The sequence below is a fragment of the Aeromonas finlandensis genome (assembly GCF_000764645.1).
GTDB lineage: Bacteria > Pseudomonadota > Gammaproteobacteria > Enterobacterales > Aeromonadaceae > Aeromonas > Aeromonas finlandensis.
The window spans coordinates 1-18,844 of sequence record NZ_JRGK01000045.1 but is presented as its reverse complement, the minus strand read 5'-3'; the positions used below and the strand labels follow the sequence as shown (position 1 = coordinate 18,844).

The following is an 18,844-nucleotide window of genomic DNA, read 5'->3' as shown; positions in this document are numbered from 1 at the left end:
AGGTTCTAAGGCCCTATGAGTCTTTTTCTGGATTTTGAACAGCCGATTGCTGAGTTGCAGGCGCAGATTGATGAACTCAAACATGTGAGTGAAGGCAATCACGCCGTGGATCTGAAAGACGAGATCCGCCGGCTGGAGAAGAAAAACGAAGAGCTGACCAAGAAGATCTTCGGTGATCTGGGTGCCTGGCAGGTATCCCAGATGGCGCGTCATCCCCAGCGCCCCTACACCTTTGACTATATCGAGCATATCTTCACCGATTTCGACGAGTTGGCTGGCGATCGCGCCTATGCCGATGACAAGGCTATCGTCGGCGGCATCGCCCGTCTCGACGGTGAGCCGGTGATGGTGATTGGTCACCAGAAGGGTCGCGAGACCAAAGAGAAGATCAAGCGCAACTTCGGCATGCCGCGTCCGGAAGGATACCGCAAGGCCCTGCGTCTGATGGAGATGGCCGAGCGCTTCAAGATGCCGATCATCACCTTTATCGACACCCCGGGCGCCTACCCGGGCGTCGGTGCCGAAGAGCGTGGCCAGTCCGAAGCGATTGCCCGCAACCTGAAAGTGATGGCAGGTCTGACCGTGCCGGTGGTCTGCACCGTGATCGGTGAGGGCGGCTCCGGTGGTGCGCTGGCCATTGGCGTGGGTGACCGCGTCAACATGCTGCAGTACTCCACCTACTCCGTCATCTCGCCGGAAGGGTGTGCCTCCATCCTGTGGAAGAGCGCCGACAAGGCTTCTGTGGCGGCCGAAGCGATGGGGATCACTGCCCAGCGTCTGAAAGAGCTCAAGCTGATCGACCACGTGATCGACGAGCCCCTCGGTGGTGCCCACCGCGATGTGGAGAAGATGGCCAAAAACCTCAAGGCCCGCATCAAGCAGGATCTGGACGCCCTGCGTCCGCTCGATACCGAGCAACTGCTGGAGCAGCGCTACCAGCGTCTGCTGGGTTACGGCTACTGCTAAGCGCAGCCGTCAACCCCGAGCATTCAGGCCCCCGTCATCGACGGGGGCTTTTTATTGCTGATCACCTGTCTTGCGGTGATTACCCTGACGCGCCCTGAAACGGCGCAGCTCTGCATGGGCGGGTGAGGGGAGGGGTTGGTATGCCACGCTGTTGGCGATGGCTGTCAGGGGGCTGGAAGAGGAGTGTGGACGCTTTGTCTGTAGCCTGTCTGTCTCTTGTCTTCAGCATCCCGTGGCATCGCTCGTGGCGGCATGAGCAGCCGCTTTATCACCTAGCTTGAGGCATAAAAAAGCGCCCGGCTGTGCGGGGCGCTTTTACAGGTGTCTGGTGGTATTACAGTTCAATCTCGTCTGTAAGACCTTCATAGGCGATATCGATGGATTGCAGCTCCTTCTGCAGGCGGTGTTTGTCTTTCAACGCCTCGATTTCACGCCATTTACGTTTTTTTCCCGTTGTCCCGCGGCTACGCGAACCGAGTTCAACCACCTCGTCATAATCGAAGTTGAACATTTCCATGGCTCCCTCCTTGGTTTTTATCGTTTTCACCACCCGTATAACATAACGAATTCGAAATTAAAACGTTTTCGTGACGACTCTATGACAAAGCTAAAAAAGCCCATGAAAAAAAACCGGGCCCCTTGGTAGGGGCCCGGTTTTTATCAGAAAAAAGAACCGATTACAGGCGGCTTGCCAGCATGGTTTCCAGCTTGCCCTGGTCGATGGCGAACATGCGGATGCCTTCGCCCAGCTTCTCGTGAGCCATGGCGTCCTGGTTCAGTTCCCAGCGGAATTCGGCTTCGCTCATCGGGGTCGGTTTCGCTTTACGCTCACCGGTGTAGTCCAGTTTGCGTACCACGGAGCCTTCGGTTTTGCTCAGCTCTTCCAGCAGGGCTGGGCCAATGGTCAGGCGGTCGCAACCGGCCAGTTCCAGGATCTCGCCGGTGTTGCGGAAGCTGGCGCCCATGACCACGGTCGGGTAGTCGTGCTGCTTGTAGTAGTCGTAGATGGCGGTGACAGAGACCACGCCCGGATCTTCGCTGGCGGTGTAGTCACGGTTGTGTTTGGCCTTGTACCAGTCGAGGATGCGACCCACGAACGGGGAGATCAGGAAGGCACCGGCTTCGGCACAGGCACGGGCCTGGGCGAAGGAGAACAGCAGGGTCAGGTTGCACTGGATACCCTCTTTCTCCAGTACCTCGGCGGCACGGATCCCTTCCCAGGTGGAGGCCAGCTTGATCAGAATGCGGTCGTTGCTGATACCTGCTTCGTTGTAAAGGCGGATCAGCTTGCGCGCTTTGGCGATGCTGGCAGCGGTATCGAAGGAGAGGCGGGCATCCACTTCGGTAGAGATACGGCCCGGAACGATCTTCAGTACTTCCAGACCGATGTTGACGGCCAGCTTGTCGCCCGCGTCGATGATTTGCTGTGCCTTGTCCTGGCTCTGGGCTTTGGCCCAGTTGATGGCGTCTTCGATCAGCGGAGCATACTCGGGGATCTCGGAGGCCTTCAGAACCAGAGAGGGGTTGGTGGTGGCATCGATGGGCTGATAGCGTTTGATGGCTTCGATATCACCGGTGTCGGCAACAACAGTGGTCAGGGCTTTCAGCTGGGTTAATTTATCGGCCATAGCGAATATCATCTCTTAATGAGGGAGTCATCCCTGGGTTGCGGGCTTGAGACGGTGGTTCTGAAATAAAATTACAGGATCTTGGTGCCTCAGGCTCAGAAAAGCGCGATGGGGGTGGCCCATCGTCATTGCCTGCCTAATTAATACTTATGTGGTGCATCCTGCAATAGGGGCACTTGGCTGTTAAATATTCAGACTCTCGAATTATTCCGTTCTAACAGACAAAACTATATGATTAATAAGGGTTTTTATCCTTTTCAACAAGACTTTTCCGGTTTGCTTCCTGCTCAACTTTTTTAGCCAATATCCATATTTGAGTCATCGATCACATAAATTATCCTGATACACACTTGAAATTTAATTACAGCGAAAACGTTTGGCGAAATAACCATGTTTGAAACCCATTTCATGCAAGCGTTTGCGTTTTTGGATAACGCATCAGGTGCATACCAAAATGGTTCTCTTATGGAGCTTTATAGTGGCTGGTTTGATTAAATTATTGGATTTGTTGAAAGTTTGCGATTTAAATGGAGCTTTATGGCCTTTTGCCGTTCGTTTTTTGTGTCCGCAGTGATCGGGATCACTATTCCGGGCTCTTCCGCTGTGCTAGATTCCGCCCCTTTAGCGAAACGCTAATTAAACGACAGACAGAAAACGGTCAGCGCAGACTGACCATGGATGTGAATAACAACGAGAGAATTATGGACACCTTGATTGCGATGCTAAACGACCTGATGTGGGGAGCCGTGCTCATCTACCTGCTCATCGGGGTCGGGATCTTTTTCACCTTCAGACTGGGTTTTATCCAGATCCGTCACTTTGGCCACATGTTCTCCGTGCTGAGAAACAGCCGCAAATCGGACAACGCGGGCATCTCCTCTTTCCAGGCACTTTGCACCAGTCTTGCTGCCCGTGTCGGTACCGGTAACCTGGCCGGTGTCGCCGTCGCCATCTATCTGGGTGGCCCCGGCGCCATCTTCTGGATGTGGCTGATCGCCTTTATCGGCATGGCGACCGCCTTCGTCGAAAGCACTCTTGCCCAGCTCTACAAGGTCAAGGATGAGGATGGCAACTACCGTGGCGGCCCCGCCTACTACATGGAAAAAGGCCTTGGCATGCGCTGGATGGGGGTGCTGTTTTCGCTCTGCCTGATCCTGGCATTTGGTCTGGTGTTCAATGCGGTGCAGGCCAACTCCATCAGCCTGGCGATGAAGGTCGCTTTCGGTATTCCTGACTGGGTCAGCGGTCTGGCGCTGGTGGCGCTCTCCGGCCTCATCATCTTTGGCGGTATTCGCGGCATCGCCCGTTTTGCCGAGCTGGTGGTGCCCTTTATGGCGCTGGCTTATATCTTGCTGGCGCTGGTCATCGTGGCCATCAATATCACCGAGCTGCCTCACGTGATGATGCTGATCATCAAGTCCGCCTTCGGGATTGAGCAGGCTGGCTCCGGTGCGCTGGGTTACGCTATCTCCCAAGCGATGATCAACGGTATCAAGCGCGGTCTCTTCTCCAACGAAGCGGGGATGGGTTCTGCTCCCAATGCAGCCGCAACGGCGACCCCTTATCCGCCCCATCCCGCCTCTCAGGGTTATGTGCAGATGCTGGGGGTCTTTATGGACACTATTGTTATCTGTAGCTGTACCGCTGCTATCATCCTGATGTCCGGTCAGTTTGAGCCGGGCTCCGGTGTGACCGGTGTCGAGCTGACCCAACGGGCGCTCTCCTCCCAGATTGGTAGCGGTGGCAACATCTTCATTGCTGCGGCCATCTTCTTCTTCGCCTTCACCTCTATCGTGGCGAACTACTCCTATGCCGAGACCAATCTGGTGTTCCTCGAGCACAACCACAAGGGCGGCCTGATGCTGTTCCGGGTGTTCGTGCTGGGGATGGTGATGTTCGGTGCCGTGGGTGAGTTGCCGATTGTGTGGGCGATGGCGGATGTCTCCATGGGGCTGATGGCCATCGTCAACCTGGTGGCGATCCTGCTGCTCTCCGGCGTCGCCATCAAACTGGCCAAGGATTACAACGATCAGCTCAAGCTGGGCAAGGTGCCTACTTTCGATGCCAACAAGTACCCCGAGATCCGCTCCCAGCTGGAAGAGGGTATTTGGGACAATCCGACCAAAAAATAACAAGTGGTGAGTCAGACCTTGAGTCAAACCTCTTGAGTCAAACCTAGGGGGGAGCCAGTGGCTCCCCCCTTCTTTTATGGTGCGCTCTTTGACTGTTGATCCCAGCGCTGCACGAGTTGTCTGATACGCCGTTGCAACTGGCGCCAGCTGCGCCGTTGTTGCCGTTCGCTGAGGGGGGCATAACGCCAGAGTCGATAGAGCCAGGCGGCCTGCAACAAGGCGTGGGCAAGGTCGGGGCGCAGCTGTGCCAGCCGCTCGCACCATGCCCCCATGCTCTCGGCGGGCTCTGGGGGATAGCCGCTGCGTTTACCCCGTTTGAGCAGGGGTTGCCAGATGCGCCGCTCTGGCGGCAGACGGGCGGGCAACAGCAGGGGCAGGCTCACCAGCAGGGCGACCAGCATCAGGCTGGCGAGGATCAACCAGTGGGTATGCCCCGCCAGTGCAGGCCAGCGCAGGCCGATTTGCTGCCAAAGCTGACCGGCATCGTGGCCGATCACCCAGCGGCTCCACTGATAGTCGATATTGCTGCCCCACCAGCGCAACTGATTGAGCAGGGCCCATTGGCGATAACGCTGCAAAGAGAGGGGATCGGCAGCGGTAAACTCGTCGTTCAGGGCCTCTGTCACCCCACCCTCAATGCGCTCCGGCGCCACCGCTGCGGTGGGATCGGCTCGCCGCCATGCGCCACTTTCATCGAGATACTCCACCCAGGCGTGAGCATCGAACTGGTGTACCGCCAGATAGTTGCCAGTGGGATTCCACTCGCCGCCGAGATAACCGGTGACCAGCCGTGCCGGAATGCCCGCGGCGCGCAGCATGAAGGCGGTCGCCATGGCGTAGTGACCACAAAAGCCGCGCCGGGTATCGAACAGGAACTCATCCACCCCGTCACTGCCAAGTCGTGGCGGGGTCAGGGTGTAGTAATAGGGTTGGCTGCGAAACTGTTCGAGCAGGACGGCGACCAGCGCGCTGCGATCCGGATAGCGCGTGGCCAACTCTTGGCCATAGGCTCGCGCTCTTGGATTGCCCCCGGCTGGCAGTTGCAGGTTGCGCTGAGCGGCTTGGCGGTTCTCCTCTGGCTGCGCTTCGCTTTGGGCGATGCGATAGCGGATCGCCACCTCGCCACTCCCCTGACGATAGAGGGTATCTATGGGGGTGAGCAGCACCGGGCCCGCCAGCAGGCGCGGTTCACTCAGAGCAAAGGCCCAGCGGTGGCGCTGGGGCTCGGCGATCACCTCGTAGCTTCCGGCTGGCAACGGGCTATCTGCCCGTTGATTGTTTGCCTGTGAAGATGACGCCAGAAGGGTGAGCCCGGTTTGCACCGGCACAGTCTGCTGCCATGCCTTGACCTCGGGGCTCAGCAGCCAGCGCTGGCCATCGAAAACCTCCTGCCGCATCACCGGAAAGTAGCGCTCGCGGGCAGGGGGCGGGCCATCGGCAAAGGTAACGCGAAAGGCCAGTTCCGATGAGTTGACCAGTTCGCTGATATCGCCGGGGGCAACCTCTTCCGCCAGCCCCGACAGGGCGCGGCTGGTGGTGGGCATCTGCCAGAGGGGCGGGAGTCTTGGCAGCAGCAAAAACAGAGTGATAAGCAGGGGAAGCGCCAGCAGCAGGGCGCCGCCCGCACTGCGCCACGGCCGTTTCTGTTCGGGGGCGATGGCGGCCACCAGCGTGGTCACTGCCAGCCAGAGCGCCACTGCCATCCCGGCCGTCCAGCCGATGCTTTGTCGCTGCACCAGCGCCAGCGCGATGAGAAAGAAGGCGAGCAGCAGCACCAGCTCGATATCCCGTTCGCGCCGCACCTCGATCATCTTCAGGCCATAGCCGAGCCAGAGCAGATTGATCAGGGCAGGCAGGGTGCCCAAGCCGCGCCACTGCAACCCCAGCAACACCACGGTAGTGATGGCCAGCAGCGCCAACCAGCGGGCAGGAAGGGGCGGCCAGCCGCGCCACAGCATCATGGCCCGGACGCCGAGGGTGATGGCGCCCACCGTCACCACCCAGAGCTGCAACTGGGGCCAGAGCACCGCGACCAGCAGCAGCTGTTGCAGGGCGATGAGCGGCAGCAGGCGGCGGTTATCGAGTAGCATCCGGCGTGCTCTTCGGTGGCTTGGCATCGGATCGGGCCAGTGCCAGCAGGCAGCGCTGCACAAAGGCGGCGCCGCTATCGGGCCCCAGTGTCTGGTTGGCCAGCGTCAGGGTGAAGGGGATGCCCCGCTTGCCGTAATCGGTGCACCACCAGGCCAGCACCGCCAGCCGCTGCTCCAGATCCCCGCCCGCGACCCGCGGCAAGGTGAGGTGATTGTCATCCTGTTGCGGTTCATTGAACTGCTTGGTCAGCAGGCCACGCCCTTGGGCAAGTTGCTTCCAGGCGATGCGGCTCAGTGGCTCGCCGGCTTGGTGTGCCCGCAGGGTATCGAAGTCGCCGAGGGGGGCCGGAGCGGGCTGGCCCTGATGACCCTTGTTGTCACCCGACGCTTCCCCCCTCAGCGCTCCGTACTCCGGTTTGGGGGCAAGCCAGCCCTCCAACTGCAGATCCAGCAGGGACCAGCAGCGAAACAGGCCGAGGGGGTAGCGGCTCTCGACCCGCACTCGGCCAAGGGGCAGTGGCCCACGGCGCGAGCCCAATACCGGCAGGATCAAGGTACGGGGCACAGAGTCGGCTCGGGCCAGCCAGAGGGTGCCTTCGTTGAGGCTAAAGCGCAGTGCCAGCACCGGGCGCGGGCTTTGTACCGTAAACCGAATGGGCAACTGGCTGCCCGCTTCCCCCAGCACCAGCGTGCCCCCCAGCAACTCCAGCCCCAGCAGGTTGCGATGGGTGAGCCACATGGCGGCCATAAACAGGCTGCCAAGGCAGTAGGCCACCATCAGCACCAGATTGTTCTGGTAGTTGGTGCCGAGCAGATAGATGGCGAGCAGCACCAGCAGATAGAGCAGTCCCATGCGGGTGGGAAGGATAAAGAGGCTGTGGGTCCCCAGCGTGATCTGGCGGGCCGGGGGGATGCGGCGATCGAGCCAGCGCCCTTGCCAGCGGGCTCGCCACTGCTGCCAGCGGGTGAGCAAGGTGCTCATCAGGGATTGTCCGGATCGACCCTGGCCAGCAGCCGCTGGCTCAGGGGACAGGCTTCGCCGTGCTGCACCCCGAAGCTGCCCCGCAGCCGATGCTCGGCCACATAGGGGAAGACTGCCTGCACATCCTCTACCGTGACGAAGCGCCGTCCCGCCACCAGCGCCCAGGCCCGGCTCACCGCCAGCAAGGTCTGGGCCGCCCGGGGGGAGAGGGGCTGTGGCAGATCCCTATCAAAGCGGCTCTGCTGCACCAGCGTCAGCAGGTAGTCGAGGGTGGCCTCTGAAACATGGATGGCATCCCCTTCGCTTTGCAAGGCGGCGAGTCCGGCGGCATCCAGCATGGCGGGCAATGGGCCACTCGGCTGGTGGCCGCGCAGCAGCTGGCGCTCCGCCTCTCGTGGCGGAAAACCAAGAGAGAGCCGCACGGCGAAGCGATCAAGCTGGGACTCCGGCAGCGGATAGGTGCCTGCCTGATCCGCCGGGTTCTGGGTGGCGATGACGAAAAATGGATCGGGGAGGGGATGGGTGTGGCCCTCGATGCTCACCTTGCCCTCGGCCATCGCCTCCAGCAGGGCGCTCTGCACCTTGGGGCTGGCGCGGTTGATCTCGTCCGCCAGCAGCACCTGGGTGAAGATGGGGCCGGGGTGAAAGCGAAATGTTTGCTGCTGGGGGTCGAAGATCTGCAACCCCAACAGGTCGGCGGGCAGCAGATCTGCGGTGAACTGCATCCGCCTGCATGCCAGCCCCAGCACCTGCGCCAGCGCGTGTGCCAGAGTGGTCTTGCCCATGCCGGGCAGATCCTCGATCAGCAGATGACCGCGCGCCAGCAGCGTCACCAGCGCGATTTTCAGTTGCAGCGGCTTGCCCAGAATGACTCGCTCCAGTGCCGCCAGCAGCCCGGCAATCTGCTCTTCTCTCTTCATTCCCTTCATACATATTCCCTGTATCCGTCGCCCCTACAGCTTATACGCCCGCAAGGGCGAAGGCGGATAACTGACGGGCGGTAAAAGTGATGGCCATGAGCGGGAGGCGACCCGGTTTATTGCTGTGTCTGGTCGATTCAATATGGCCGCTCAGGCACGTGACTCAACATGATATTTCCTGGCAGGAATGTACCGATCGCCATCTCTTCACTAGGTACGGCCGGTGGGCGCCCATATAGTTGCCCCCATTGCAACGCGCTGCGTTGCTACCTTTGTGACCACCTTGGCCCCGCCCACACTTTTCGCTTGTTGCCACCATCTGGCCAGTGCTGTCGGGCCAATCTGTTATGGAGCATCCATGCGTATCTTCCTGTTGTGCAGTTTTCTGATGATCATCCTCTATCCGGTCGGAATCGATCTCTATCTGGTGGCGGTGCCCAAGATTGCCGATACCCTGCAGGCGAGCGAGGCGCAGATCCACACCGCCTTCTCCATCTATCTGTTCGGCATGGCGGCCACCGTGCTGCTGGGGGGGATCATTGCGGATCGCTACGGGCGGCGCTGGGTGGTGCTCGGAGGCGCGCTCATCTTTGTCATAGCCTCGCTGGTGGCGGCCAATGCGGCGGGGATCAGCCAGTTCTATTTCGGCCGTTTCTGGCAGGGGGTCGGGGCGGGGGCGCTCTATATCATGACCTTTACCGTGCTGCGGGATGTGTTGAGTCAGGAGCGGCTGGCGATGGCGCTCTCGATGATCAACGGGGTGATCTGCGTGATCCCGGTGCTGGCGCCGGTGCTTGGTTATCTCATCCTGTCCCGCTTCGACTGGCGCGGGATCTTCATGGCGATGGCGCTGGTGGCGGCTGTCAGCGGTTTGGTGAACTTGCTGCTGCTCAAGGAGACCCGCCCTGCCCGGCAACCGGACAGTGGTGCGGCGCTGCCGTTTGCCCTGCTGCGCTCGCCGCGTTTTATGCTGCTCTCCCTGCTGACCAGTGCCAGTGTGACCGCCATTCTGGTCTATGTCAGCGTCTCACCGCTGATCCTGATGAAGGAGTTTGGCTTCACCCCCGAGCAGTACTCCATCGTGATGATGGTGATGGCCGGAGTGAGCATGTCCACCTCCTTCCTGACGCCGCTGCTGCTGCGCTGGCTGGGTAAGCAGAAGGTGCTGGCCGTATCCCATCTGGCCTATCTGCTGGCGGCGTGCATCCTGCTCGGCAGCTGGCAAGTGGGGGGGGATGTCCACTTGCTGCTGCCGGGATTTGCCCTGGTCTGTGTCGGGTTCTCCTGCGGTTTCGGGGTGGCGATGGGGGAGGCGCTCGATGGTTGCCAGCACAATGTGGCGTTCGCCAGCGCCGTGCTCTGCATCATGCAGATCAGCCTCTCCGGTCTCTATATCTGGCTGTTGGGCCACCTTGGCTTCACCCCGTCCGAGATGCTGTTCTATGCCCTGTTGCTGGCCCTGTTCAGTTACCTGGCCGTCAAAGGGCTGGTACCATGGCTTGCGCTTCGCGAAACGCGGTCGCGGGGATAACGAACAATGAGAGGGGATATGCGCAACCTGAGTGAACTCGATTTAAACCTGCTGGTGATCTTCAAGTACCTGATGCAGGAGCGCAGTGTGGCAGGGGCGGCCAAAAAGCTCTGTGTTACCCCCTCTGCGGTGAGCAAATCCCTCGCCAAGCTGAGGGAGTGGTTTGACGATCCCCTGTTTGTACGGGTGCGGCAGGGGTTGCAGCCGACCAATCTCTCCCTGACTCTGGAAGAGGAGCTAAAAGTCTGGTTCCAGCTCACCGACAGCATCACCTCGCTCAATAGCGAGGCGATTCCTGACGGTGCCCGCTTCAGTCTGGTGATGGAGTCCCCCTTCTACATCAGTTTCCTGAGCGATCTGCCGATGACCATCTACCAGAAGTACCCCAACTCAGTGGTCAGGATGCTGGGATGGGATCACCACTCTCTCAACGACATCGTCAACGGCGATGCGGATCTCGGCTTTTGTGCCCGTGAGACCCATGGCCGCTCCCGGGCCAAGGTGAACCGGTTGCCCTACTACATCGATCACGAGGTGCTGTTTACCGATCGCCCGGTGGTCTTTCTGCGCAAGGATCACCCATTGCTCCAGCAGAAGTGGTCGCTGGAGAACTTTCTGGCCAGCCCCCAGATCAGCATGGTGTGGGAAGCGAACGATACCTGGGCCCTCGACAGTCTGCTGGAGGATGAAGGGCTGAAGCGGGAGGTGCCCATCATGGTATCCAGCTTCGAGCAAGCGCTGCATATTGCCTCCCAGTCGAGCCATGAGCTGATTGCGGTGGCTCCCTCCTATTGCGCCAGTTATGCGGCCAAACACCACCCCAACCTGATCGCCATGCCGCTGCCTTTGCCCGAGTCGCTCTATGAACAACTGGAGATCGCCTTTATTCTGCTCTGGCACAAACGGCACAATCAGGATGCCAAGGTGATGTGGCTGCGCAACGAGATAAGAGGGCTCTATAACCATGAGTCGGGGCAATATAGAGTGCGCTGTTAACGGGATGAGCGCCGCTACCCCAAACGGTATGCCTGGTTGGCATGGCGGCCTGTCGTTAAATGGCCGACGCCGCATCGCAACTGGCGTAACGTTCCAGGCAGATCAATGACCGAAGCGGGTTGCCTCAAAGCGGTTAAGCAACCGATGTACGAGATAGCAGGCCAGCAGGGTGGCAACGATGGCAAACAGGATGCTGCTCACCCGATAGAGGGCGCTGAATACCAGATCGTTGCCCGGAGCCAGGTATTGGCCAAACAGGATGCCGAGGGTGGTGAGGGCGCCAAAGCCGACCCCGGAGCCCCTTGCCTCTTTGACATGGGCATGGCCGAACAGCATGGCGCCAAACCAGAGCAGCGGGGCGACCAGTAGTAGCTGACCGGACCAGTCATAGAGCACCAGCTGGCCGAACAGGCCGAAGGCCACTCCCAGCAACGTGCCCATCGCCCGCTTTCGGGCATCACCCAGAGCCCCATTCCAGTGCATCGGGAACAGCACCAGCAAGGTAGCCGCCTGAGCAGACATGGAGTCGCGCAGATCAAGCACTTGAAAGACCAGAAATGAAAGGGTGGCAACCGTGGCGCCCAGTAGTGCCTCATGGCGCATACGGTTAGGTGTTTTGTTGTGGACGATATGTTTGCCGTGGGCGAGCTGTTTGACATGCGCCACCGGTTTTGACTTGGTTTCAACATCGGGGAACAGGGCGACCATCAGGTAGGCGATGAACACAGACAGGACGCTGGCCCTCATGTTGTTGAAGACGAGCGCGTTGAGGTCGGTTTGCTGGTAGCTGGCAAAGTGCAGCATGATGCTGAGGCTTAGCACCCCGTTAGCGCCGAACAGAAACAGGCTGCCTCGCGACATGGCGGCAAAGCGATAGAAAAACAGCAGAAAGGCGATGGGGGTGATCAATGTGGGGTGTGTGCCGAACAGACCCCCCAGCAGACCGACCTCCACACCACACACAGCCGCTGCTGCCACAATTTGCCGCGCAGCATGCCCGTTCATGACAGGTACCATTCCCAGTAGCAATACCGGGGTGACTGTGTAGAAGACACCGTAATTCCAGCCACATAACTTGCAGAGCAGAAATCCGGTCGTGCAGCCAAAGGCAATGCGCAGGCACTTGCGCAGTTCATTGGTCGTCAGGGGTCTGTACCAGAGATGTGGGTCTACCCCGTCGGTAGTGGACGTCGCCACTTTGGCACTGTCTGACGAATTAATAGACATAGTGCAACAGACTGAGCAGATGGATCTGGGCACGGGCCAACATGGCGGTCAGGGCATTGTCGGGCAGCAGTTGCACCGTCGCCCGTGCACCGGCCGGCAGATGATCCGGAACCGTCTCAAGTTCCAGATGCACACGCATTCGTTGGGCGTCCCGTACCCAGCGATCCGACTCCACCGGTGTTGCCAGCCGACCGTTGGCATCAAATTGACCGGCGCTTACTCCTGCATCCAGACTGCTCACCCGGGCAGAGTAGAGCTTGCCTGGCTCGCCATCAAAGGCAATCAGTGCCTGGGTGTTTTCGCCAACATGGCGCAAGCTTTTTTCTCGAAAATCGGCGATTACATCGACTTGTTCCGATACCAATGCCAGCAGCGGACTGCCTGTGCTGGCGATACTGCCCGGTTTGAGCTGCAGATTGGTGATGATGCCGTCTTGATCCGCATGAACCTGACTGTAGGTGAGCGCCAGCTCCGCTTGCGCCAGCTTGTTGCGGGCTTGGCGCAGCAGCAGGTTGTCATCGCCCATCACACCACGGCCAGCCTTGAGCTGGGCCAGCTTGGCCTGGCTTGCGTGCAGGTTGGCCTGCGCGCTGTGCAGGGCACTGTCAGCCTCATCTTTTTGTTGCAATGAGGCCATGTGGCGCTGAAACAGCGCATTTGTCCGCTCCGCTTCCCGTCGCTTCTGGCTGGCCAGCGTCTCTTTGGCGTTGATATCGGCAGCGGCGGCCGTCAAGGCGGCATCCAGTTCGTGGTTCTGCTGTTCGGCTTGGGCCAATGCCAGCCGGGCTTGCTCCACTTCCAGTTCAAAGGGAACCGGATCCAGCGTAAACAGCAGATCCCCTTTCTTGACCCGCTGGTTGTTGTGAACTGCGACCTCGATCACCTTGCCGTTGACCTGGGGGGCCAGCTTGGTCACCGCCCTGGTTGCCATCGCCTGGGGGGTAAGTGGTATCAGCAGGTCAGCGACCATAAAGTAGGCGAAGAGGGCGATAAAACCTGCCATGGACCATTTGATCCAGCGGGCAAATTGTTGATCCGGGGTCATCTTATTCTCTCTCTGTGCTGGACTCGGAAGGGCTTGTATCGCCTCCGGCTGGTCGGTCGTGGTGCTGTTCGATTTTGTTGAGCGCATTGGCCGAGATCCGCTGTACCGTGGCTTCAAACTGTTGCAGGGTCTGTTCGTCAATGCCCCCCAGCAGCTCCCTGCGGATATTCATGATGCGGTCGGCGATCTGATCGAGCAGGGTCTGGCCGGCCGGGGTCACGCAGACGATGCGGGCTCGTTTGTCCTGATTGCAGCAGTGACGTTCGATCAGCCCCTGCTCTTCCAGCTGGCCCAGAGTGCGCATCAGGGAGGGGAGCTCTATCTCTAGGGCTTCGGCCAGGGTTTTCTGGCTGACATGGTTTCCCATGCGGGAGAGCTTCCACAGCGCGGTCCAGCGGGGATGGGTCAAGCCAAGGGGCGCCAGTTCCAGATCGGCGGCGGTGCGCCATAGCCGGTGCATCCGCGCTATCTGCTCGGCGAGCGACAGCTCGCGCAACCTTTCCAGATCCGTCATCTTCGTCTCATTTTCAATGTACTTAGCATGCTAAGCATCATACTTGTTTAGCAGGCTAAGTAAATAGTGTGATGTGCGTCGTATTTCTGGTCGGCTCTTTCGTGGGAACGAGCGAGTGTCATTCGAAGCCTTTATATTATTTGCGAGATTGACTTGATCGGATCTCTTCCCCTTGCTCTGGATATGGCGCCGTGAATGGATGATATCTGGCGGTTATTTTCATAAAATTTTCAGGTTCAGCCAGCAGCTCTTTTTTTATCCGCTAATATTGATGGGGTTATAAAACAAGGGGGAAACTGGTTGTGGATGGATATGACAGTGGATGTGTGTATCTGGCAATTGAAACGCTGTTGAGTGATGGGGAGTGTGGTGCCGAGTCACATTATGGTGCGAGTCGGGGAAGCAGTGGTCAACATCCCGGTAAGAATAACGATATCAGCCATGATTTTGACCCCGCCAATATTCCATTGCTGTTGGCAGAATAGACCTGACCGAGTGTGATCCTTGTGAGTTCAAGCCAGTGCCCTGGTATTCGCTGGCTTGACTCATCACTATTTCATCCCCCTTCCTTGCATCTCTCCTCTCACCATTTTTCATCGTGTGCGCTTCTGGTGTGCTTGCACAAACCCTTATGTGGCCTGCCGTGGCGCTCACGTCATGGTAATGATGTTACCCGCTGATTATCACTCACTGAATCTGTGAGGATAAATGGTCGCAGGGTTTGTCATCTGGCTCTGTTATTTCCCAAAAGGCGAGAGATCATCACGTTGCTATTACTGCTGATCACCCAAATATCTGCTATTTGGCTCGCTCGTTTTATAGCCCGATTTCCTGGCCTAGTCGGGTATCGATGGCGTGGTGATCTATTGCGCTGCGCACTTTGGCAACACCATGATGTTTAAGTTTTTAATGTTTTTATATGGCTTTGCAGTCTGGCTAACCGACAGGGGCACGGGGGATCAATAAAGTAGCGGCCACAATCACACGCAGAGTCCATAACAATGAAAAACCTCTCACCCCTACAAACCACACAAGAAAAGGCCGCTTTTATGGGCGGCCACCAAATTGCCGGTATGCCGCTCTTTATATTTCTCGGGCTGGCGACCTGCGTCCTCTTTTCCGGCTGGAATGGTTCGCTGCCGCTGGGCATGGTCGGTGCGCTGGCGCTGATGTTCGTGCTGGGCACTCTGCTGACCGAGCTGGGTGAGCGGATCATGCCGATCCGCGAATATCTGGGTGGCGGCACCATCCTTGCCATTTTCGGCGGCGCCGCCCTGTTCGAGTACCAGTTGCTGCCGGTGCAGGCGGGGCAGGTCATCACCAACTTTATGAAGGAGGGGGGCTTTCTCAACTTCTTCATCGCCAGTCTGGTGACCGGCTCGGTGTTTGGCATGAGCAGCGCCCTGCTGAAAAACGCCGCCATGCGCTATCTGCCGGTGATCCTCGGTGGCGTAGCGCTGGCACTGCTGAGTGTTGGCTTCGTCGGCTCCCTGATGGGTTACGGCTTCAAGAATGCCGTGCTGCTGATCGGCCTGCCGATCATGGGTGGCGGCATGGGGGCGGGGGCGGTGCCACTGGTGGAGATCCTCTCCGGCCCGATGCAGATGTCCAGTGCTGACCTGTTGTCACGCATGGTGCCAGCGGTGGTGATCGCCAACACCCTGGCGATTCTGGTGGGCTCCCTGCTGGCGCGCCTTGGTCGCCGTTACCCCTCCCTGACCGGCAACGGCAAGCTGATGGTCAAAGAGAATAGCCAGAGTATTGCTGACGAGCAGGCCGAAGCGCCGACCCTGCAGAGTCTCGGCATGGGACTTTTCATCAGCTCCAGCATGTTTGTGCTGGGCTCCCTGCTTGGCAACTTTATCCCCATGCACCCCTTTGCCCTGATGATTTTGGCGGTCGCCTTTATCAAGGTGAGCGGCCTGCTGCCGCGCCGTTATGAGCAGGCGGCGGCCGACTGGTATCAGTTTGTGGTGAGCAACCTCACCCCCTCGCTGCTGGTGGGGATCGGCGTCGCCTACACCAGTATTCCCGAGCTGATCAGCGCCTTCTCCATCAGCTACTTCGTGCTGGTGCTGGTGACCGTGATTGGTGGCGCCCTTGGCGCAGCGCTGGTCGGCAAGATGATCGGCTTCTATCCCATCGAGGCGGCCATCACTGGCGGACTCTGCATGGCCAACATGGGCGGCACCGGCGATGTGGCGGTGCTCTCGGCGGCCCAGCGGATGAAGCTGATGCCCTTTGCCCAGATCTCCTCTCGCCTTGGCGGCGCCGTGATGCTGATTTTGGCGACCGCCCTTATCTCCCTGCTTGCCTGATACCGGATTGAGGAACAAACAAGATGAACGACATCATGATGGGCACCAGCCTGCCCTATGCAGAACGCAAGCGTCAGGGTGTACGCGGTCGCATGCCCCACAAGGAGGAGTCCCTCTCCCAGCAGCGGCGTCGGATCTACCGGTTGGTCAGCGCGATGCAGAGCCCGTTTGACCAGCATCTGCTGCTGCGCCAGCTGCAGGAGGACAACCCGGTGCTCTTCTACGATCTGGTGCGCCACCACCTGCCGGAGCTGCTGCCGATCATCTACACCCCGGTGGTGGGGGAGGCGTGCCAGCGCCACAGCGATCTCTATCTGCGCAGCCACGGCCTCTACCTCTCCTGGCACGACCGGGACGATCTGGACGACATTCTCGAGTCGGTGGAGCAGGAGGTGGACGTGATCGTCATCTCCGATGGCGAGCGGGTGCTTGGGCTCGGCGATCTCGGCATCGGCGGCATGGGGATCTGCATCGGCAAGCTGGCGCTCTACTCAGCCGCGGGCGGCATCAACCCAGCCCGCACCCTGCCGCTCTGTGTCGATGTGGGCACCAACAACCCCGAGCTGCTGGAGGATGACTCCTACCTCGGCTGGCAATCTCCGCGCATCGATGGCGAGAGCTACTACCACTTCATGGACAAGGTGGTGGCCGCCATTCGCAAGCGTTGGCCGCAGGTGGTGCTGCAGTTTGAAGACTTTGCTGGCAAGCATGCCGCCAACCTGCTGACCCGCTATCGGGACGAGCTCTGCATGTTCAACGACGACATTCAGGGGACGGCGGCAGTGGCTTCTGCCTGCGTGCTGGCCGGTTTGCAGCAGGCGGGCACCGCCCTGTGCGATGCATCCGTGCTGATCGTCGGTGCCGGCTCGGCCGGTTGCGGCATCGCCGCCATGCTGGCCCAGCTGGCGGAGGGCAGCGATGGCGTCTGGCTGTTTGATCAGGATGGGGTGGTCTGTGATGATCGCCCCACCCTGACCCGCGCCCAGCAGCCGTTTGCTCGCGCTGTGAACGAGGCCAATAGCTCACTGTTGGAGACCATTCGCCAGGTGCGCCCGGCGGTGTTGATTGGGGTGAGCGGTCAGGGCGGCCTCTTTACCCGCGAGGTGCTGCAGGCGATGGGGGAGGTGTGTGCGCAGCCGGTGATCCTGCCGCTCTCCAACCCGACCCGCAGCGCCGAGGCCACCCCCGAGCAGGTGTGGGAGGCTACCGCAGGCCGCGCTCTGCTGGCGACCGGCAGCCCCTTTGCGCCGGTGACGGTGGCAGGGGAGCGGCGAGTGGTCTCCCAGTGCAACAATGTTTATGTCTTCCCGGGGATTGGTCTGGGGGCCTGCGCGGTCAAGGCGCGTCGCATCAGCGATGGCATGTTGCTGGCTGCGGTGCGGGCGGTCGGTGCTTACCCACTGCTGGCGGGTCGGTTGCTGCCCCCCATCGAACAGGTGGGAGAGGTGGCCCGCGCGGTCGCCAGAGCGGTGGCACTGGTTGCCAGAGAGGAGGGATTGGCCGATTTTGCCGGTGATCCGGCTCCTTTGATTGACCAGACCTGGTGGCATCCGCACTATTGGGTGGCGTCCTGATGTTTTAAGGTATGTGCATGAAACTTCGCCATCAGCTGGTCACCCTCTCTCTTGGGCTCTCCCTGCTGCTGATCATCATTTTGGGCAGCCTGCTCGCCCTCTTTATCCGCCATCTGCTGGAGAGCAATCTGGAGGAGAAAGGGAGCGATCTGGCTCGCATTCTGGCGGCCGATACCCGGGTGGTATCGGCTTTGCAGCATGGGCGCGACCCGACACTGCGGGACTATGTGGAGGGGATCTGCAGCCGCACCGACGCCACCTATATGGTGGTGACCGACGAGCATGGCCGCCGCCTCAGCCATCCCAAGCCGGAGCTGGTGGGGCAGAAATTCCGTGGTGAGGATATCTGGCCCGCGCTGCAGGAGCGGCGCAGCTACTGCTCCAAGGATCGGGGCACCATGGGGCTGGCGATCCGCTGCTTCTCGCCGGTGCTGGGGGCGGATGGCCGCACCATGGGGGCTGTGGTGGTCGGCTATCTGATGCAGAAGGTGGAGGGCATCTACATGGAGCGGGTCGCCCTGCTCATCTGCGCCATCGGTGCCGTGTTGGGGTGCGGCCTGCTGCTGGCGCTCTGGGTGCAATACCTGCTGCGCAAGACCCTGCTCGATCTGGAGCCGGAGGCGATCGTCCGCCGCTTCACCCTGCAGGATCTGGTGCTGGAGCACATCACCGAAGGGGTGATTGCCCTCGATGGCCGCGGCAACATCAACATGATCAACAGCACGGCCAGCTATCAGTTGCGGCTACCCGGCCCCGGCCGTCACGCCTTGCAGGGACAGTCACTGGCAGAGCTGGTGCCACCGCTTGCCCCCTGCCTGGCACAGGAGGCGGGTGAGATCAGCTTCACCATTCAGGGGGACGACTTTGTCGGACGCTGGCAGGCGGTTCATGGCAAGGAGCCGGGGCGACTGCTGATCTTCA

15 protein-coding genes are annotated in these 18,844 nt (G+C 59.9%); 7 read left to right on the top strand and 8 right to left on the bottom strand.

The window, feature by feature from the left end:
- Positions 1-15 precede the first annotated feature (15 nt).
- Positions 16-966: an acetyl-CoA carboxylase carboxyl transferase subunit alpha gene (gene accA / locus LD28_RS0106040; RefSeq protein WP_005338549.1), complete on the top strand. Its 951-nt coding sequence runs from the start codon at positions 16-18 to the stop codon at positions 964-966.
- 334 nt (positions 967-1,300) lie between these two features.
- On the opposite strand, the gene LD28_RS0106035 is transcribed toward accA, so the two are convergent.
- Together LD28_RS0106035 and tal are read right to left on the bottom strand one after the other, a co-directional pair.
- A complete protein-coding gene (locus LD28_RS0106035) occupies positions 1,301-1,483 on the bottom strand; it encodes a DUF3545 family protein (protein WP_005338547.1) in 183 nt (60 codons plus the stop codon).
- Positions 1,484-1,643: 160 nt separating this feature from the next.
- Positions 1,644-2,594, bottom strand: coding sequence for a transaldolase (gene tal / locus LD28_RS0106030; protein WP_033136104.1), 951 nt, complete (start codon positions 2,592-2,594; stop codon positions 1,644-1,646).
- Positions 2,595-3,295: 701 nt separating this feature from the next.
- Here tal and LD28_RS0106025 point away from each other — a divergent pair.
- Positions 3,296-4,726, top strand: a complete 1,431-nt coding sequence (locus LD28_RS0106025) for an alanine/glycine:cation symporter family protein (RefSeq protein ID WP_033136103.1) — start codon at positions 3,296-3,298, stop codon at positions 4,724-4,726.
- Between the two features lie 74 nt (positions 4,727-4,800).
- Here LD28_RS0106025 and LD28_RS0106020 read toward each other — a convergent pair whose 3' ends face one another.
- From LD28_RS0106020 to LD28_RS0106010, 3 genes are read right to left on the bottom strand one after another with little or no spacing between them, the layout of a single operon-like run.
- The gene (locus LD28_RS0106020; RefSeq protein WP_033136102.1) at positions 4,801-6,816 is read right to left on the bottom strand and encodes a transglutaminase TgpA family protein; all 2,016 of its coding nucleotides are present in this window, start codon (positions 6,814-6,816) and stop codon (positions 4,801-4,803) included.
- A complete protein-coding gene (locus LD28_RS0106015; protein WP_033136101.1) occupies positions 6,803-7,798 on the bottom strand; it encodes a DUF58 domain-containing protein in 996 nt (331 codons plus the stop codon). Before LD28_RS0106015 ends, LD28_RS0106020 begins: the two co-directional genes overlap by 14 nt.
- Positions 7,798-8,727: an AAA family ATPase gene (locus LD28_RS0106010; protein ID WP_420911703.1), complete on the bottom strand. Its 930-nt coding sequence runs from the start codon at positions 8,725-8,727 to the stop codon at positions 7,798-7,800. Before LD28_RS0106010 ends, LD28_RS0106015 begins: the two co-directional genes overlap by 1 nt.
- A gap of 349 nt (positions 8,728-9,076) precedes the next feature.
- Between LD28_RS0106010 and LD28_RS0106005 the strand changes: the two genes are divergently transcribed.
- Positions 9,077-10,249 carry an MFS transporter gene (locus LD28_RS0106005; RefSeq protein WP_033136099.1) on the top strand — a complete coding sequence of 391 codons (1,173 nt, stop codon included), beginning with the start codon at positions 9,077-9,079 and terminating at the stop codon, positions 10,247-10,249.
- A gap of 18 nt (positions 10,250-10,267) precedes the next feature.
- Positions 10,268-11,245, top strand: a complete 978-nt coding sequence (gene yidZ, locus LD28_RS0106000; RefSeq protein WP_033136098.1) for an HTH-type transcriptional regulator YidZ — start codon at positions 10,268-10,270, stop codon at positions 11,243-11,245.
- Between the two features lie 102 nt (positions 11,246-11,347).
- Here the strand turns inward: yidZ and LD28_RS0105995 are convergent, their stop codons facing one another.
- From LD28_RS0105995 to slyA, 3 genes are read right to left on the bottom strand one after another with little or no spacing between them, the layout of a single operon-like run.
- Positions 11,348-12,472, bottom strand: a complete 1,125-nt coding sequence (locus LD28_RS0105995; protein WP_081959432.1) for a DUF2955 domain-containing protein — start codon at positions 12,470-12,472, stop codon at positions 11,348-11,350.
- Complete coding sequence (locus LD28_RS0105990; protein ID WP_033136097.1) at positions 12,462-13,517, bottom strand: HlyD family secretion protein; 1,056 nt, start codon at positions 13,515-13,517, stop codon at positions 12,462-12,464. The genes LD28_RS0105995 and LD28_RS0105990 overlap by 11 nt, the downstream gene beginning before the upstream one ends.
- A gap of 1 nt (position 13,518) precedes the next feature.
- Entirely contained in the window at positions 13,519-14,031 is a 513-nt protein-coding gene (gene slyA, locus LD28_RS0105985; protein ID WP_033136096.1) for a transcriptional regulator SlyA, read from the bottom strand.
- Between the two features lie 1,001 nt (positions 14,032-15,032).
- On the opposite strand from slyA, the gene LD28_RS0105980 reads away from it, so the two are divergent.
- The 3 genes from LD28_RS0105980 to LD28_RS0105970 all read left to right on the top strand — a co-directional run.
- A complete protein-coding gene (locus LD28_RS0105980; RefSeq protein WP_033136095.1) occupies positions 15,033-16,349 on the top strand; it encodes a 2-hydroxycarboxylate transporter family protein in 1,317 nt (438 codons plus the stop codon).
- A gap of 23 nt (positions 16,350-16,372) precedes the next feature.
- Entirely contained in the window at positions 16,373-17,923 is a 1,551-nt protein-coding gene (locus tag LD28_RS0105975) for an NAD-dependent malic enzyme (RefSeq protein WP_033136094.1), read from the top strand.
- 17 nt (positions 17,924-17,940) lie between these two features.
- Positions 17,941-18,844, top strand: a 904-nt coding sequence (locus LD28_RS0105970; RefSeq protein WP_033136093.1) for a histidine kinase, incomplete at its 3' end; no start/stop codon positions are given.

Excerpts from the sequence above, each read along its gene's own strand:
- accA (WP_005338549.1), top strand. The coding sequence starts at position 16 with ATGAGTCTTTTTCTGGATTTTGAACAGCCGATTGCTGAGTTGCAGGCG.
- LD28_RS0105980 (WP_033136095.1), top strand. The coding sequence starts at position 15,033 with ATGAAAAACCTCTCACCCCTACAAACCACACAAGAAAAGGCCGCTTTT.
- LD28_RS0106005 (WP_033136099.1), top strand. The coding sequence starts at position 9,077 with ATGCGTATCTTCCTGTTGTGCAGTTTTCTGATGATCATCCTCTATCCG.
- LD28_RS0106015 (WP_033136101.1), bottom strand. The coding sequence starts at position 7,798 with ATGAGCACCTTGCTCACCCGCTGGCAGCAGTGGCGAGCCCGCTGGCAA.
- slyA (WP_033136096.1), bottom strand. The coding sequence starts at position 14,031 with ATGACGGATCTGGAAAGGTTGCGCGAGCTGTCGCTCGCCGAGCAGATA.
- LD28_RS0106020 (WP_033136102.1), bottom strand. The coding sequence starts at position 6,816 with ATGCTACTCGATAACCGCCGCCTGCTGCCGCTCATCGCCCTGCAACAG.
- LD28_RS0106035 (WP_005338547.1), bottom strand. The coding sequence starts at position 1,483 with ATGGAAATGTTCAACTTCGATTATGACGAGGTGGTTGAACTCGGTTCG.
- LD28_RS0105995 (WP_081959432.1), bottom strand. The coding sequence starts at position 12,472 with ATGTCTATTAATTCGTCAGACAGTGCCAAAGTGGCGACGTCCACTACC.
- LD28_RS0105990 (WP_033136097.1), bottom strand. The coding sequence starts at position 13,517 with ATGACCCCGGATCAACAATTTGCCCGCTGGATCAAATGGTCCATGGCA.
- tal (WP_033136104.1), bottom strand. The coding sequence starts at position 2,594 with ATGGCCGATAAATTAACCCAGCTGAAAGCCCTGACCACTGTTGTTGCC.
- LD28_RS0105975 (WP_033136094.1), top strand. The coding sequence starts at position 16,373 with ATGAACGACATCATGATGGGCACCAGCCTGCCCTATGCAGAACGCAAG.
- yidZ (WP_033136098.1), top strand. The coding sequence starts at position 10,268 with ATGCGCAACCTGAGTGAACTCGATTTAAACCTGCTGGTGATCTTCAAG.
- LD28_RS0106025 (WP_033136103.1), top strand. The coding sequence starts at position 3,296 with ATGGACACCTTGATTGCGATGCTAAACGACCTGATGTGGGGAGCCGTG.
- LD28_RS0106010 (WP_420911703.1), bottom strand. The coding sequence starts at position 8,727 with ATGAAGGGAATGAAGAGAGAAGAGCAGATTGCCGGGCTGCTGGCGGCA.